16 protein-coding genes are annotated in these 13,965 nt (G+C 59.3%); 10 read left to right on the forward strand and 6 right to left on the reverse strand.

The window, feature by feature from the left end:
- Positions 1 to 28: 28 nt before the first annotated feature.
- The 3 genes from ABD997_RS10980 to ABD997_RS10990 all read right to left on the reverse strand — a co-directional run bounded on the left by ABD997_RS10980 (position 29) and on the right by ABD997_RS10990 (position 2,637).
- The gene (locus tag ABD997_RS10980; protein ID WP_345317060.1) at positions 29 to 445 is read right to left on the reverse strand and encodes a hypothetical protein; all 417 of its coding nucleotides are present in this window, start codon (positions 443 to 445) and stop codon (positions 29 to 31) included.
- A gap of 42 nt (positions 446 to 487) precedes the next feature.
- Positions 488 to 1,756 carry an HlyC/CorC family transporter gene (locus tag ABD997_RS10985; protein ID WP_345317061.1) on the reverse strand — a complete coding sequence of 423 codons (1,269 nt, stop codon included), beginning with the start codon at positions 1,754 to 1,756 and terminating at the stop codon, positions 488 to 490.
- Between the two features lie 89 nt (positions 1,757 to 1,845).
- On the reverse strand, positions 1,846 to 2,637 hold the full coding sequence (locus tag ABD997_RS10990; protein ID WP_345317062.1) for a cytochrome C assembly family protein: 792 nt from the start codon (positions 2,635 to 2,637) through the stop codon (positions 1,846 to 1,848).
- Between the two features lie 245 nt (positions 2,638 to 2,882).
- On the opposite strand from ABD997_RS10990, the gene ffh reads away from it, so the two are divergent.
- The 7 genes from ffh (at position 2,883) to tyrA (ending at position 8,803) form a co-directional block, all read left to right on the forward strand.
- Complete coding sequence (gene ffh, locus ABD997_RS10995) at positions 2,883 to 4,250, forward strand: signal recognition particle protein (RefSeq protein WP_345317063.1); 1,368 nt, start codon at positions 2,883 to 2,885, stop codon at positions 4,248 to 4,250.
- Positions 4,251 to 4,416: 166 nt separating this feature from the next.
- Positions 4,417 to 4,668: a 30S ribosomal protein S16 gene (rpsP, locus tag ABD997_RS11000; RefSeq protein WP_345317064.1), complete on the forward strand. Its 252-nt coding sequence runs from the start codon at positions 4,417 to 4,419 to the stop codon at positions 4,666 to 4,668.
- Positions 4,669 to 4,689: 21 nt separating this feature from the next.
- Positions 4,690 to 5,220 carry a ribosome maturation factor RimM gene (rimM, locus tag ABD997_RS11005; RefSeq protein ID WP_345317065.1) on the forward strand — a complete coding sequence of 177 codons (531 nt, stop codon included), beginning with the start codon at positions 4,690 to 4,692 and terminating at the stop codon, positions 5,218 to 5,220.
- Positions 5,221 to 5,236: 16 nt separating this feature from the next.
- Positions 5,237 to 5,983, forward strand: coding sequence for a tRNA (guanosine(37)-N1)-methyltransferase TrmD (gene trmD, locus ABD997_RS11010; protein WP_345317066.1), 747 nt, complete (start codon positions 5,237 to 5,239; stop codon positions 5,981 to 5,983).
- A 30-nt stretch (positions 5,984 to 6,013) separates the two neighbouring features.
- On the forward strand, positions 6,014 to 6,361 hold the full coding sequence (gene rplS / locus ABD997_RS11015) for a 50S ribosomal protein L19 (protein ID WP_345317067.1): 348 nt from the start codon (positions 6,014 to 6,016) through the stop codon (positions 6,359 to 6,361).
- Between the two features lie 217 nt (positions 6,362 to 6,578).
- Entirely contained in the window at positions 6,579 to 7,667 is a 1,089-nt protein-coding gene (locus ABD997_RS11020; protein ID WP_345317068.1) for a 3-deoxy-7-phosphoheptulonate synthase, read from the forward strand.
- Positions 7,667 to 8,803, forward strand: coding sequence for a bifunctional chorismate mutase/prephenate dehydrogenase (tyrA, locus tag ABD997_RS11025; protein ID WP_345317069.1), 1,137 nt, complete (start codon positions 7,667 to 7,669; stop codon positions 8,801 to 8,803). The genes ABD997_RS11020 and tyrA overlap by 1 nt, the downstream gene beginning before the upstream one ends.
- Positions 8,804 to 8,881: 78 nt before the next feature.
- Here the strand turns inward: tyrA and ABD997_RS11030 are convergent, their stop codons facing one another.
- Together ABD997_RS11030 and hpf are read right to left on the reverse strand one after the other, a co-directional pair.
- On the reverse strand, positions 8,882 to 10,771 hold the full coding sequence (locus ABD997_RS11030; protein ID WP_345317070.1) for a chorismate mutase: 1,890 nt from the start codon (positions 10,769 to 10,771) through the stop codon (positions 8,882 to 8,884).
- Positions 10,772 to 10,978: 207 nt separating this feature from the next.
- The gene (gene hpf / locus ABD997_RS11035; RefSeq protein ID WP_345317071.1) at positions 10,979 to 11,323 is read right to left on the reverse strand and encodes a ribosome hibernation-promoting factor, HPF/YfiA family; all 345 of its coding nucleotides are present in this window, start codon (positions 11,321 to 11,323) and stop codon (positions 10,979 to 10,981) included.
- Between the two features lie 216 nt (positions 11,324 to 11,539).
- Between hpf and ABD997_RS11040 the strand changes: the two genes are divergently transcribed.
- Complete coding sequence (locus ABD997_RS11040) at positions 11,540 to 11,743, forward strand: hypothetical protein (RefSeq protein WP_345317072.1); 204 nt, start codon at positions 11,540 to 11,542, stop codon at positions 11,741 to 11,743.
- A 48-nt stretch (positions 11,744 to 11,791) separates the two neighbouring features.
- On the opposite strand, the gene ABD997_RS11045 is transcribed toward ABD997_RS11040, so the two are convergent.
- Positions 11,792 to 11,959, reverse strand: coding sequence for a cytochrome c (locus ABD997_RS11045; protein WP_345317073.1), 168 nt, complete (start codon positions 11,957 to 11,959; stop codon positions 11,792 to 11,794).
- 377 nt (positions 11,960 to 12,336) lie between these two features.
- On the opposite strand from ABD997_RS11045, the gene trpR reads away from it, so the two are divergent.
- Together trpR and ABD997_RS11055 are read left to right on the forward strand one after the other, a co-directional pair.
- The gene (gene trpR / locus ABD997_RS11050; RefSeq protein WP_345317074.1) at positions 12,337 to 12,621 is read left to right on the forward strand and encodes a trp operon repressor; all 285 of its coding nucleotides are present in this window, start codon (positions 12,337 to 12,339) and stop codon (positions 12,619 to 12,621) included.
- 32 nt (positions 12,622 to 12,653) lie between these two features.
- The gene (locus tag ABD997_RS11055) at positions 12,654 to 13,910 is read left to right on the forward strand and encodes an amino acid permease (protein ID WP_345317075.1); all 1,257 of its coding nucleotides are present in this window, start codon (positions 12,654 to 12,656) and stop codon (positions 13,908 to 13,910) included.
- Positions 13,911 to 13,965: the final 55 nt, after the last annotated feature.

Below are 13,965 nucleotides of genomic sequence, written 5' to 3' on the forward strand. Positions count from 1 at the left end.
GCAGGCCCTGGGAGAGTTCCTGCAGGCGTTAAAACTGGTAGCGAGCGGTCAGCGCGAGACCCAACTGATCCGCCAGAGGCAGGTCGTCGCTGTGACGGATATTCAGGGTAAAAGAGGCGGGGCCGCGGCGCACTCCGGCGCCAAATCGGGCTCGCCATTCGGGCTCGGGGGCGCCGGGGCGTAAGGCCAACGATTGAGTCGTCAAGGCACTGCCGATAAACCAGCCCTCGGCTTTGAGTCGCAGAAGCGCTTCGTCCGAGGGGGCCAGGGGATCTTTTTGGATTGCTTCAACGCCATAGCGTTGTTCAGCGGAGAGTAGGGCCAAGCCAGAGGGAAGGGCGAGAGTGGAGTCGCCCTCATCCCCCTGGGCGCTGACTTGACTGGCGGTGAGGCAGGCACACAGCAGTGTCCCGACAACGCCGATAACGCTTCCCTGACGTATCATGGTCGTCCCCCGATTGGTGGACCTTAAGTGTAGACCACGGCATCAGTCGTTAGGTTGGATCCGGACAAATTTGACCATGTTTTCCGCTACCTCCACCACCTCAAGGTGGTGTCCGGCGACCTCCAGCCGAGTACCCGGAGCGGGAATATCCTCAAGCTGCTCCAGGATCAGACCATTGAGGGTTTTCGGGCCATCGGTAGGCAGTTCCCAAGCGGTCTCACGGTTGAAATCCCGCAGGGTGATGCTGGCATCCACGAGCAGACGCCCATCCGCCTCTTGGGTGATGTCGTCGCTGGGCGGGGTTTGCAGGCCGGTGGTAAAGTCGCCGACGATCTCCTCGAGAATATCCTCCAGCGTTACCAGCCCCTGGATGTCACCGTACTCATCCACCACCAGTCCGATACGCTCCTTGGCACGCTGGAACTTCAGCAGCTGCACATTCAGCGGCGTTCCCTCGGGAATGAAGTAGATCTCTCGTACAGCACGCAGCAGGGTCGCTTTGTCGGCTTCCCGCTGTCCCTCTTTCGTCAGTAGCCGTAGGACATCAGAGAGGTGCACAAAGCCCACCACATCATCGATATTGTCCCGGTAGAGCAGTACCCGGGTGTGGGGACTGTGAGTCAGCTGACGGATGATGGCGCGGTAGTCGTCGTTGATGTCGATGGCGTAGAGCTCGGCACGGGGGATCATGATGTCCTCCACCGTGACCTTCTCCAGATCCAGGATTGACACCAGCATCTCCCGGTGGCGCCGGGGGATCATAGCGCCGGCCTCATGCACCACGCTGCGCAACTCTTCGGCGGAGAGGTGATCCCCCTTGCCGTGGACACCGTGGACCCCGAGTAGCCTCAACAGGGTGTTGCTGATCAGGTTCACCAACCACACCAGGGGGTAGAAGAGGTTCATCAGCGGCTTTAACACCAGGCTGTTGGGGTAGGCCAGCTTCTCCGGGTGCAGGGCCGCCAGGGTCTTGGGGGTGACTTCGGCGAAGATCAGGACCACCATCGTCAGAGCACCGGTGGCAATGGCGATGCCCCAATCACCGAAAAGGCGCTGGCCGATAATGGTGGCGATGGCGGAGGCCAGGATATTGACCAGGTTATTGCCGATCAGGATCAGCCCGATCAGGCGATCGGGCCGCTGCAGCAGCGCCTCGGCCCGGCTGGCGCCCCGGTGTCCCTGTTGGGCCAGGTGGCGCAGGCGGTACCGGTTGAGCGACATCATCGCGGTCTCGGTACCGGAGAAAAAGGCGGAAATTACAATTAAGAAAGCAAGGAGTAGCAACAGGCTACTGGTGGATATGTCGTCCAACGGAGCGTCTCAGGTCTTTTTCAGGACCCTAATGAAACGAAGATCCCGCCGCAGTGTCAAGTTTACTGCAGCGGAAGCGGGGTATTGGCCTAGCTATTTAGGATAAGTTCCTTGACCACCCGGCTGCCAAAATAGGCCAGGGTCAGGAGTCCAGCACCGGTCAAGCTGTAAGCGACGGCAGTGCGGATCCGCACGCCACGGGTGTGGTGTTGCAGCAGCATGGCGGCGTAGACCAACCAGGCGACCATGGAGAGGATCGCCTTGTGCCCCTTTCCGTCCCCCAGGAAGTGATCCAAAAAGACCCAGCCGGTCACCAGCCCCAGGGTGAGTAGAACAAAGCCGACCCAGATAAAGTGATACAGCTGTTTCTCCACCGTCATCAGCGGCGGCAGATGGCTTGAAAGCATCAACTGCCGATCCTTCAGGCGACGGTCGATGGCGGCCAGCTGCAGGGCATAGAGTGCGGCCAGCATCATCACCGCGTAAGCCAGCATCGCCATGATGACGTGCAGCAGCGCCGCGGGCTCCGCTTCGAAGTGGGTAATGTATTGCGGCGGCAGCAACCAGAGGCCCGCGACCGCCAGGATGGCGCTGGCGTAAACGGTCGGTGCGGCCACCAGTACCTTGAGGCGCGGCAGCATCACGGTAATGGAGAGGGCGATAAACCAGATCAGCAGCGACAGGGTGTTGGTGAGGCTAAAGTTTTGGCCGTTGTTCAGGATGATTGCATCCAACAGGGCGATGGCGTGTGCCAGTAGGGCAATACCGGCGACCAGGGTGACAAGGCGTCGGTTTGGCCCCTCCGGGTGGACCAGGCGCGACGCCAGCAAAGAGAAGGCGATGACGTAGCCCAAAATCGCCAAGACTGCGAATAACTCCATGTGATCCCTTTTTGCTTCTGAACGGCCGCACACTGACGGCGTGTAAATCGGTGTTACCGACAGCTTATCATGGGGTTACACCTTTGCGCATCGACCTCAGTGGTACAGATGTGATCCAGGCAGCGTCTGCAGCGAAAGGGAAAGAGTGCGCACCGCGTCAGGATCTCCCTCGCGATGGCATTGTCCCTGAGGATCCCCTGTCGCTATAATGGCCACTGGTTTCTCTAAGTGGTACGACACAGGCGATGTTTCAGAATCTCTCCGAGCGTCTCAATCAAACGCTGAAAAGCATCAGCGGTCGCGGTCGACTGACCGAAGACAATATTAAAGATACCCTGCGCGAAGTGCGCATGGCGCTGTTGGAGGCGGACGTCGCCCTGCCGGTGGTGCGGGAGTTCATCAAGCGGGTGCGCGAGCGCGCGGTTGGAACCGAGGTGAGTAAGAGCCTGACCCCGGGACAGGCGTTCGTAAAGATCGTCCGTACCGAGCTGGAATCCGCTATGGGGGAGGCCAACGAGGCGCTCAACCTGGCGACGCAACCGCCCGCGGTGATCATGATGGCCGGCTTGCAGGGGGCGGGTAAGACCACCTCCGTGGGTAAACTGGCTAAGCATCTGAAAGAGAGACAGAAGAAATCCGTCCTCGTGGTCAGCGCCGATGTCTATCGCCCCGCGGCCATCAAGCAGTTGGAAACCTTGGCCGGTGAGATCGAGGTGGAGTTCTTCCCCTCCAGCGTGGATCAGAAGCCGGTCGCGATCGCCAATGCGGCCATTGAGCACGCCAAGAAGAAGTTTCTCGATGTGGTGATCGTCGATACCGCAGGTCGCCTGCACGTCGACGAAGCGATGATGGCGGAAATTAAGGCACTCCACGCCGCCATCAACCCGGTGGAGACCCTCTTCACCGTCGATGCCATGACCGGTCAGGACGCCGCAAACACCGCGAAGGCGTTTGATGAAGCGCTGCCATTGACCGGGGTGATCCTGACCAAGGTGGATGGTGATGCCCGCGGGGGTGCGGCGCTCTCCATTCGCCATATCACCGGCAAGCCGATCAAGTTTCTCGGTGTGGGGGAGAAGACCGACGCCCTTGAACCTTTCCACCCGGATCGTGTCGCTTCACGGATTCTCGGCATGGGGGACATGCTCTCCCTGATTGAGGAGGTGGAAGCCACGGTCGATAAGGAGAAGGCGGCCAAGCTGGCGACAAAGTTGAAGAAGGGCCAGGGCTTCGACCTGACCGACTTCCGCGAACAGCTTCAGCAGATGAACAACATGGGCGGCATGATGGGGATGCTGGAGAAGCTTCCCGGTGTCGGTCAATTGCCGCCGGAGGCACTGGCGCAGGTGCAGGATGGCAAGATGACCGCCCGTATGGAGGCGATCATCAACTCCATGACTCCGAAGGAGCGTACCCGCCCGGACATCATCAAGGGCAGCCGTAAGAAGCGGATCGCCGCCGGGGCCGGGACCAACATCCAGGAGGTGAACAAGTTGCTGAAACAGTTCACCCAGATGCAGAAGATGATGAAGAAGATGAAAGGCGGCGGTCTCAAAAAGATGATGCGCGGCATGGGCGGCATGATGCCCCCGGGGATGAAACTGCCCCGATAATTCACCACACCGGTTTATCGCTGCTGGCTAAACTTAGCCGGCAGATGGCGATGAATTGTCCCGATCGGTTGCATTGAGCGCGAGTTCAGGTAAAATCGGCGGGCTTTCTACCTTGGGGCCGTTTCGGCCCCAGTTTTATTGAACACCATTAGAGGATGTAAACCGTATGGTAACCATTCGTTTGGCTCGCGGTGGCGCGAAAAAGCGTCCGTTCTACTCTGTAGTTGTAGCGGATAGCCGTAACAAGCGCGACGGCCGATTCATTGAAAAAGTGGGTTTCTTCAACCCTATCGCAACTGGTCAAGCTGAAAAGCTGCGTCTGGATCTGGCTCGTGTTGAGCACTGGATCGCCCAAGGCGCTGGCGTTTCCGACCGCGTTGCAACCCTGATCAAGGACGCCCGCAAAGCGGCTGCCTAATTGGGTTTAGGTGAGGCACAGATGACCAACTCCCAGGACATGATCGTCGTCGGCCGACTTGGCGCGGCGTACGGGATCCGCGGTTGGCTGAAGGTCAATGCCTTTACCGACGCACAAGAGGGTATCTTTGATTACTCGCCCTGGTACGTGCAGTTTCAGGGTCAGTGGCAGGAAGTGAAGATCGCCAACTGGCGTCGTCACGGCAAAGGCATCATCTGTTTGCTGGAAGGGGTCAATGACCGCAACCAGGCCGAGCAGTACATCAATGCCGATATTGCCATCCTGTCTGAGCAACTCTCCGAGTTGCCGGAAGACGAGTTCTACTGGCGTGACTTGGTGGGATGCCAGGTGGTCAACACTAAAGGCTACGACATGGGAGAGGTGACCGGGATTCTGGAAACCGGCTCCAATGACGTGCTCGAAGTGAAAGCCAAGGGTAACGATGCCTTCGGCAAGCGGGAACGTTTGATTCCGTTTGTCACCGAGCAGTTCATCCTCGAGGTGGACCTGCCCGGAAAACAGATTAAAGTTGACTGGGATCCGAGTTTCTGACCGGCAGGAGCAATCTATGTGGCTAGGGGTCGTCACCCTTTTTCCTGAGATGTTCCGTGCTATCACAGACTTCGGGGTAACCGGTCGGGCCGTTAAAAACGGCATACTTCAAGTACAGATGTGGGATCCTCGTGATTTCACCCATGATCGACATCGTACCGTGGACGATCGCCCCTATGGCGGCGGACCGGGGATGTTAATGATGGTGCAACCCCTGCGGGATGCGATCCGCGCCGCGCGAGCGGAAGCGGGGGAGGGAGCCAAGGTGATCTACCTGTCTCCCCAGGGACGCAAGATGACTCAATCTGGTGTTGAGCAGCTGGCGACCTACGAACGCATGGTGTTGGTGTGCGGTCGGTACGAAGGTATCGATGAGCGCATCATCGAAGCCGAAGTGGATGAGGAGTGGTCCGTTGGGGATTACGTTCTCAGCGGCGGTGAACTGCCGGCCATGAACCTGATCGACGCTGTGGCCCGTTTGGTGCCAGGTGTCTTGGGTAAAGCGGCCTCGGCAGAGCAGGACTCCTTCTCGGACGGCCTGTTGGACTGTCCCCACTATACCCGTCCAGAGGTCTTGGATGGGCAGGCGGTACCTGAAGTGTTGCTGAGCGGCAACCATGAATTGATCCGGAAATGGCGCCTCAAGCAGTCCTTGGGACGGACTTGGGAGCGGCGGCCGGAACTGTTGAATAACCTAGCTCTGACTGACGAGCAGGCGACTTTGCTTGCAGAGTATGTCACTGACAGTTCAGTGAAACGTTAGAGTTTTCAGTATATCTAGGATGAGAAGATTATGAGCAACATCATCAAGCAGCTTGAACAAGAGCAGATGAAGAGCGACGTTCCGGCCTTCGGCCCGGGTGACACTGTCGTTGTTCAGGTACGTGTAACCGAAGGCGACAAGACTCGTCTGCAGGCCTTCGAAGGTGTGGTTATCGCTAAGCGTAACCGTGGCCTGCACTCTGCGTTCACTGTTCGCAAGATCTCCAATGGTGAAGGCGTAGAGCGTGCGTTCCAGACTCACTCTCCGCTGGTAGAAAGCATCACTGTGAAGCGTCGCGGTCGTGTTCGTCGTGCCAAACTTTACTACCTGCGCGAGCGCAGCGGTAAGTCTGCACGTATCCGTGAGCGTCTCAGCTAAGATCGTTCTCGATTTTAGCCACGGTCCTGCAAGCCCGCCTTTTGGCGGGCTTGCTTGTTTTTACCTCGCCCTCGCTGATCCAGTGAGAAAAACTGTTCTTTTCCCGGCTTTGAGGCCGGATTGCCCACCCAGTCGCTATTTACATAGATTGTCTCCCTTGGCAATCTGGCAGACAGACCGTGATACCGCGGCGAGATCCCATGTAGCGAGGCCGACAGTGCACAAGGACAGCATCAACAACATCCACATCGATTCCGAGCGGGTTCTTATCACCCCGGCACAGCTCCAGCAGCGTCTGCCCCTGTCAGAGTCGGCCCGTCGGTATATCCTCGATGCTCGCCGGCAGGTTGCCGACATCGTTCACAAACGGGATCATCGTTTGCTCATCATTGCCGGTCCCTGTTCTATCCATGATATTGATGCGGCCAAAGAGTACGCCCGAAGACTCAAGGCGCTGCATGATGAGCTGGGAGAGCAGTTCTATGTCCTGATGCGGGTTTATTTCGAGAAGCCACGCACCACCGTGGGTTGGAAGGGGCTGATCAACGATCCCGACATGGACGGCTCCTTCAACATCGAAAAAGGGTTGAGTCAGGCGCGGGAGCTGTTGATCTGGCTGGCGGAGCTTGAACTGCCCGTGGCAACCGAAGCCCTGGATCCCATCAGTCCACAGTACCTCGGTGAGCTCTTTGCCTGGTCCGCCATCGGTGCCCGAACCACAGAATCCCAAACCCATCGTGAGATGGCTTCGGGGCTCTCCATGCCGGTGGGGTTCAAAAATGGCACGGATGGCAAGTTGGATGTGGCGATCAATGCCCTTCAGGCCGCCTCACACCGCCACCGCTTTATGGGGATCAACCCGGACGGCCAGGTTGCCCTAATGACCACTCAGGGCAACCCTGATGGTCATGTGATCCTCCGTGGGGGGAAGCAGCCAAACTACGACTCGGTGAACGTGGCTCTTTCGGAAGAGGCGCTGCACCGGGCGGGGCTCAACGCCCGTTTGGTGGTGGATTGCAGCCATGGGAACTCCAGTAAGGATCATGCCCGGCAGCCGTTGGTGGCACAAAACGTGTTCCACCAGATCATGGATGGCAACACCTCCATCATCGGCCTGATGCTGGAGAGTCATCTCAACGAGGGCAGCCAGTCTTCGCTGGGCGGGCTGTCGGAGCTGAAGTACGGCGTTTCTATTACTGACAAATGTATCGACTGGTCCACAACCGAGTCTCTGCTGCGGGTCGGGGCCCAGGCGCTCGCTGCCAAACTGCCACAGCGATTCAAACCCCAGGGGGAGGCGTCCTGATGGGAGAGATCAGCAGTCAGGCCCTGGAAGGGTTGCGTCATAAGATCGACGAGGTGGATCAGGAGCTGTTGCACCTGCTGCGCCGAAGGCTGGATCTGGTCGCCGATGTGGGGGCGATTAAGCACAAAGAGGGGGTGCCGATCTACGCCCCGGCTCGGGAAGCCAGCATGCTGGCCAAGCGACGTGCGGAAGCGGAGGCGATGGGGGTACCACCGCAGTTGGTGGAGGATCTGCTGCGCAGGATGATGCGGGAGTCCTATGTCTCAGAAAAGGATGTGGGTTTCAAACGGATTGCCACGGATATCGGCCCCGTGGTGATTGTTGGCGGCGCGGGTAAGCTCGGCAGCCTGTTTGCTCAGCTCTTTACGCTTTCCGGGTACGAGGTCCGGATCCTGGATAAAGAGGACTGGGGAGATGCGGAAACCCTGTGCGCGGGGGCTGGCGCCGTGGTGATTTCCGTGCCCATTGCTTTGACCGAGGCGGTGATTGCCCGTCTGCCGCCGCTGCCGCCGGAGTGTGTGCTGTTGGACCTGACCTCGGTCAAGCAGGCTCCCCTGGCGGCAATGCTGAAGGTTCACGCCGGACCTGTGCTGGGTTTGCACCCGATGTTTGGGCCGGATGTGAGCAGCCTGGCCAAACAGGTTGTGGTGGTCTGTCATGGCCGACAGGAGCAGAGCTACCAGTGGCTGCTGGAGCAGATCCGGATCTGGGGGGCGCGTCTGCACGAGGCACCGGCGGCGGAACACGATCAGGCGATGCAACTGGTGCAGGCGATGCGTCACTTCACCGCTTTTGTCTACGGAGTACACCTTAAGCGCGAGCACGCCGATCTTGAGCAGCTGCTGCAGTTCAGCTCACCCATCTATCGACTGGAGTTGGCGATGGTGGGGCGGCTGTTTGCCCAGGACCCTGCCCTGTACGCCGACATCATTTTTGCCCAACCTGACGCCCTGGCCCGCGCCCGGCACTACCTGGCCCGCTACCAGGAGGCGCTGGCGATGCTGGAGCGGGGGGATAAGGCGGCTTTCTGTGCGGAGTTTGACGAGGTGGCTCACTGGTTTGGTGACTTCGCCGAACAGTTCCGCAGCGAGAGTGCCAACATGTTGATGGTGGCCAACGATGGCCGCGTCGGCTAAGCCCGGCAGAGAAGATTGGAGGGCCCTGGCGGACGTTGCCAGGGCCTTTTTGATTGCGTGATTTATTTTGGGGCGGGATCAGCGATAGAACTGGCTCATCAGGGTGGGCAACTGGTCGACACCCAGGCTGCTATCCAGGCTGAGCAGGGCACCATCCGCACCGGCACTGCGCGCCGCCTGCAGCAGCGGCATCGCCATGTTACCGCCGTCGCCCGGTAATTGCGGCGCCACCAATACCGGAAGATGGGAATGCTGTTTCAGCCAGGCTACCGCTGCCAGGTCCAGTACCGGCAACTCCCCCTCCAGACGACCGGGCTCGCACAGGATCACCTGCTGGTTGCCGCCATCGAGGATCTGCTCGGCGGCTTTGAGCAGAGCGTCCAGCGAGGCTCCGGGCTGACGACAGAGGATCACCGGATGCTGGCTTGCCCCGGCCGTGGCCAGCCACTTTGTCTGATTCATCCGCTCCGGCGGTAAAAGCCAAAGGTCCCCGTGGGCATACTCCTGCGCCTGGGCGGGCTCTTCCAGGGAGACGATCACCGGCAGGTTGAGTTCTGTTCCTAGCTCAAAGAGCGGATCGAGCGCAGCATCACGACTGTGCCATCCTCCCCAAAGGGCGGCTCCGCCATACTCCTTGAGAGTACGGGCACAGAGGCTGAGATCCCCAGGGGGGCCATCCGCCGGGCCGGCCATGATCAGGAAGTTTCCGCCCCCCAGGCTTTGGTGGCCCAGGGGGATCTCAGTCCCGACGGGCTTATGTTTCCGGCTGTGCAGGGCGGGCTGATCGGACAGACGGGGGTCTGCGGCCAGTGCCTGACTGTCCAGTTCGGTGGGCAGTATGGTTTCGCTGGGGTAGCAGCCAAGCACCTTGATGAAACGGGTCAGGCGGGTGAGCTGGCGCAGCGCCAACTGCATCCGGTCGTGCTGGACGTTGGCCGCCACGTCCAGGTAGAACATCTCCTCCCAGGGGTTGCCGTGGATCGGCCGAGACTCCAGCTTGGTCATATTGATGCCATTATCCCGAAGCACCTGCAGTGCCTCCACCAGGGCGCCGGGCTTTTGCCCGGTCGCCATCAGCAGGGTGGTCTTGGCGGGCACTTGGGGTGGGACTTCGACCCCTTTGCGGGCCACGATCAGGAACCGGGTCTCGTTGATGGGCTGGTTGGCGATCTCCCGCTGATAAACCTTCAGACCGTACAGGGCACCGCCCCGTTCACTGCCGAGGGCCGCACTGTTTGGAGTGCTGGCCGCACGCTCCATCGCTTCGGCGCTGCTGGCGCAGTATGTCTGAGGTTTGTTGAGTGTCGCCAAGTAGCGGCTGCACTGGGTGTGCACCTGGGAGTGGGCGAAGATCTGGGTCACCTCCGCCATCTCTGTTCCCGCCGGCAGAAGCACGCAGTGGGGGATAGACTCGGTGGTCTCACCGACGATCTGCAGGTGGGTGTGCTGGAGCAGGTCAAACACTTCATTGATCGACCCGGAGGAGGTGTTCTCCACCGGCAATATGCCGTAGTCCGCCTTTCCCTGTTCCACGGTACTGATGATGGCATCGAAACTGGGCTGCCCGAGCTCCTGAAGCGCTAAATCTCGCCGCTCGAAGTAACTCTGGCAAGCCAGGTGGCTGTAGGAGCCTCGGGCGCCCAGGAAGGCGACCCGGGTCTGCGCCGGTGCATCGGCGTTATGCTGTGCCTGAAACCAGGCCTGCTGGCGCAGCACCGAATCTTCAATGATGACGTGAAACAGGCGGGACACATACTGGCCATCCAGTCCCAGTGCGCGCCCCTCGGCCACCAGGCGGGTCAGCAGGGCACTTTCACGCTCGGCATCGCGCACGGGCTTGGTGACGTCGGCCTTGGTTCGGGCCACCTCCAGGCTGAGCTCACGGCGCCGGGCCAACAGTTGCAGCAACGCTCGGTCAAGTTCGGTGATCTGGCGCCGTATCGGTTCCAGCGGGTGTTCCTGGGTCATGATTGGATCCTTTCCAACAAAAAAGCCTCCCGGGTGGGGAGGCTTTCGGCGTTGCCGGGCGCATCGTGCACCACCTCCTACAGGCGGTGCATAAAGAACGTCGACGTGGCAGCGTGATTCGTTTTCATCTGGGCCAACGTACTGGCTTCTGATGAACCCTGTCAAGGGCAAAAACACCCGCCTTGTTGGCGGGTGTTTTTGGGGGGGTCAGGCAGCCTGCTCCTCCTGCTCGCTGTCAATGGCCACGACATTGGTGCGGTCGTGACGGCGAGCGGTCTCTTTATGCGTCACCTTATTGAGTTGACGCTCCAGTTTTTGTCCCATCTTGTTGATGGCGACATAGAGATCATCATGCTGGTCGCTGGCAAAAAGCTGGCCGACATTGGTGTTCACCTTGGCTTCGATATGAAACTGCTTGCCCTCCTGAGTGATGATGGCGTGGCTGGTGATGATATCGACACTGTGGCGCACCAGCTTATCGATGCACTCTTGTACCCGGTTTTTCATGGGGGTGGTAATGGCAACGGACTTGCTCGTGATCTCTACATGCATACAGGTTCCCCTTTGTTGACCATTGCTTAACTTCACCTTCAGACTAACGCCGCTTCTGGCGACAAAAAAGTGATTTGGATCACATGATGGTGCGCTTGGGCAGAGACTGAGCGATTGATTTCATTTGAGCAGAAATCTCGCCAAAAGTGGTTGTTTTATGTCGAATTGAGATCAATATTGGATGGGATAAGTCGAACCGATTTGGGCCGTTCAAGGATGAAAGTGCCGGTTTGGGACGAGGTCTTACGACTCACCCACTGGGCCGTAGTACTGTTACTGGGGTTATGCTGGTTCAGTGCGGAGCAGGGTGAGATGGCATGGCATCAGACCTTCGCCTACCTGCTCCTGGCGGTGTTGCTCACTCGCCTCTCCTGGGGGCTTTACCGCAGCGGTACCGCTCGACTCAGGACGCTGTTTTAGCCTCCGCTAGGGGTCACTTAGTCGGCTTTAAAGCTATCGTGGCAGTCTTTACAGCTTTTTCCCTCGGCTCGCTTTGGCCAGTGCCAGGCTGCTGGCCAGAAAGTGTTTAGCCTTCTCTTCAACTATCTGGCGCTCCTGCCAGATCGTCTCCAGTGCGGCGGTATCACCACGGTCGGAGCCGGCGATAAAGCCGGTGAAGGGGATCTTCGCCAGCATCGCCAGGTGCTACGCCCGCTGGTTAAACTGCACGGCGTCCATCGGTTTTTCCTCTTCGGCATGGCACCCATGTCGGCAAAATTGACTTTGATCAGGCCTAAGGCAACCTGGCGATCACCTCATCGGCATCGTTAAAAGGCCCTTGTGCAAATACCGGGCTAGCCAACAGTAGGGCAGTGCCAAGCAGTGTGGTGGCAACCTTCATTATATGTCCTTGTCTGTGATGACAGCACCGGGCACGAGGATGGGCTGAGTCGTTCGCACTCCCGAACGCACTCGAAAATCGTGATCCATGTCGCAACTTTCTGCAGTCCACTGGCTCGGCTCCGCCGGGCGTGATGTACTGCCGCACCATTACAGCATGACGGAGAGCGAAGATGGTCGATGGTCGTTGGCAGGCCCTGCTAGGGTTGCTAGCCCAGGAGTCCTCGGAGGCGGGGTTGGATACCTTGCTGCGGTTGTTGCTCAGCCATGATGAGCGCCAGTCGGTTGCGGGGAGGCTGGAGGTGTTCAAAGCCCTCTTGGCGGGTGATCGCAGTCAGCGCCAGATCTCGGCGGATCTCGGGATCAGCATCGCCACCATTACTCGTGCTTCCAATACCTTGAAAACCCTGAATTCGGCCGAGCGAGAGCGTCTGTCTGTCGCGCTTGGCCTGTCCTGAATAACCATAACAAGAAAGCTCGGAGTAAAGAGATGTCTGAAATCGTCGCCAACACAGCGGTGAGCAAGAAAGTGCCGGGGATCCTCGGTGGGGCCATGATCGTGGCCGGTACCTCGATAGGTGCGGGCATGTTTGCCCTGCCGGTTTACAGCGCCGGCATGTGGTTTGCCCTCTCCATCGCGATGATGACACTGGTGTGGTTCTGTGCCTACAGCTCCAGCCTTTACCTGACCGAAGCCAGTCTTCATTACCGAGCGGGCGCCAGCTATGCCACCATCGCCGAAGACACCCTGGGTCCCGTCGGTAAATTATTGGCCACCGGCACCGTTGCTTTCGTCTGCTTTATCCTGACCTACGCCTACATCTCCGGCGGCAGCTCTGTGGTTGGCCACGGGGTTGAAAGCGTCACTGGCACCGAGCTGGGCCATGGCAGCTCGGCGGTTCTCTTTACCGTGGTGCTGGCGGCCGTGGTGATCGCCGGCTCCCGGGCGGTGGATCGCGTTTCCACCATCATGCTCGGTGGCATGGTGCTGACCTTCTTCAGTGCCACCTCCATGCTGGTGGGGGAGGCGTCCGCCACCACCCTCTTCCCGGCGATCTCCCTGTCAGAGCCGCTGCCCTACCTGTGGGTCGCGATCCCGGTCCTGGTGACCAGCTTTGGTTTCCACGGTACGGTTCCCTCGCTGGTGAAACACTACAACCAGGATCCTCGTAGAGTACGCCTGGCGCTGCTGTGCGGCACCATGCTGACCATGCTGGTTTACGTCGTTTGGCAACTGGCGATCATGGGGAACGTTCCCCGTGACCACTTCGGTGAGGTGATTGCCCAAGGGGGGAACGTGGCCACTTTGATCCAGGCAGTGGGTCAGTCAACGGACGTAACCGGCCTGGAGAACACCTTGATGCTGTTTGGCAATCTGGCACTGGCCAGCTCCTTCATCGGTGTAGCCCTGGGCCTGGTGGACCTGATCAAGGATCTGTTCAAGATGGATGACAGCCTCAGCAGCTCCTTGAAAGCGGCAGGTGTCTCCTTTGTGCCCGCACTGCTGCTCTGCATCGCCATGCCCCATGGCTTTATTACCGCCATCGGTTTCGCTGCCCTGGCCGCGTCGATCTTCGTGTTGGTTTTGCCTGCGCTAATGGCGCGAGTCTTGCGCCGACGTGGCATCCATAACGGTTTCCAAACCCGGGGCGGAATGCTGCGGCTGGACTTCGTACTGGCCTTCGGTGTCCTTGCCGTCCTGGTCGAGGTAGTTCATCTGCTCGGATGGTTGCCCCAGTTCGGCTAAGCCATCAGTCTATAAGCAAAAACGCCGCCCCATCGGGCGGCGTTTTTGTTGTTTG

The organism is Ferrimonas gelatinilytica, from assembly GCF_039544205.1.
GTDB classification, from domain to species: Bacteria; Pseudomonadota; Gammaproteobacteria; order Enterobacterales; family Shewanellaceae; genus Ferrimonas; species Ferrimonas gelatinilytica.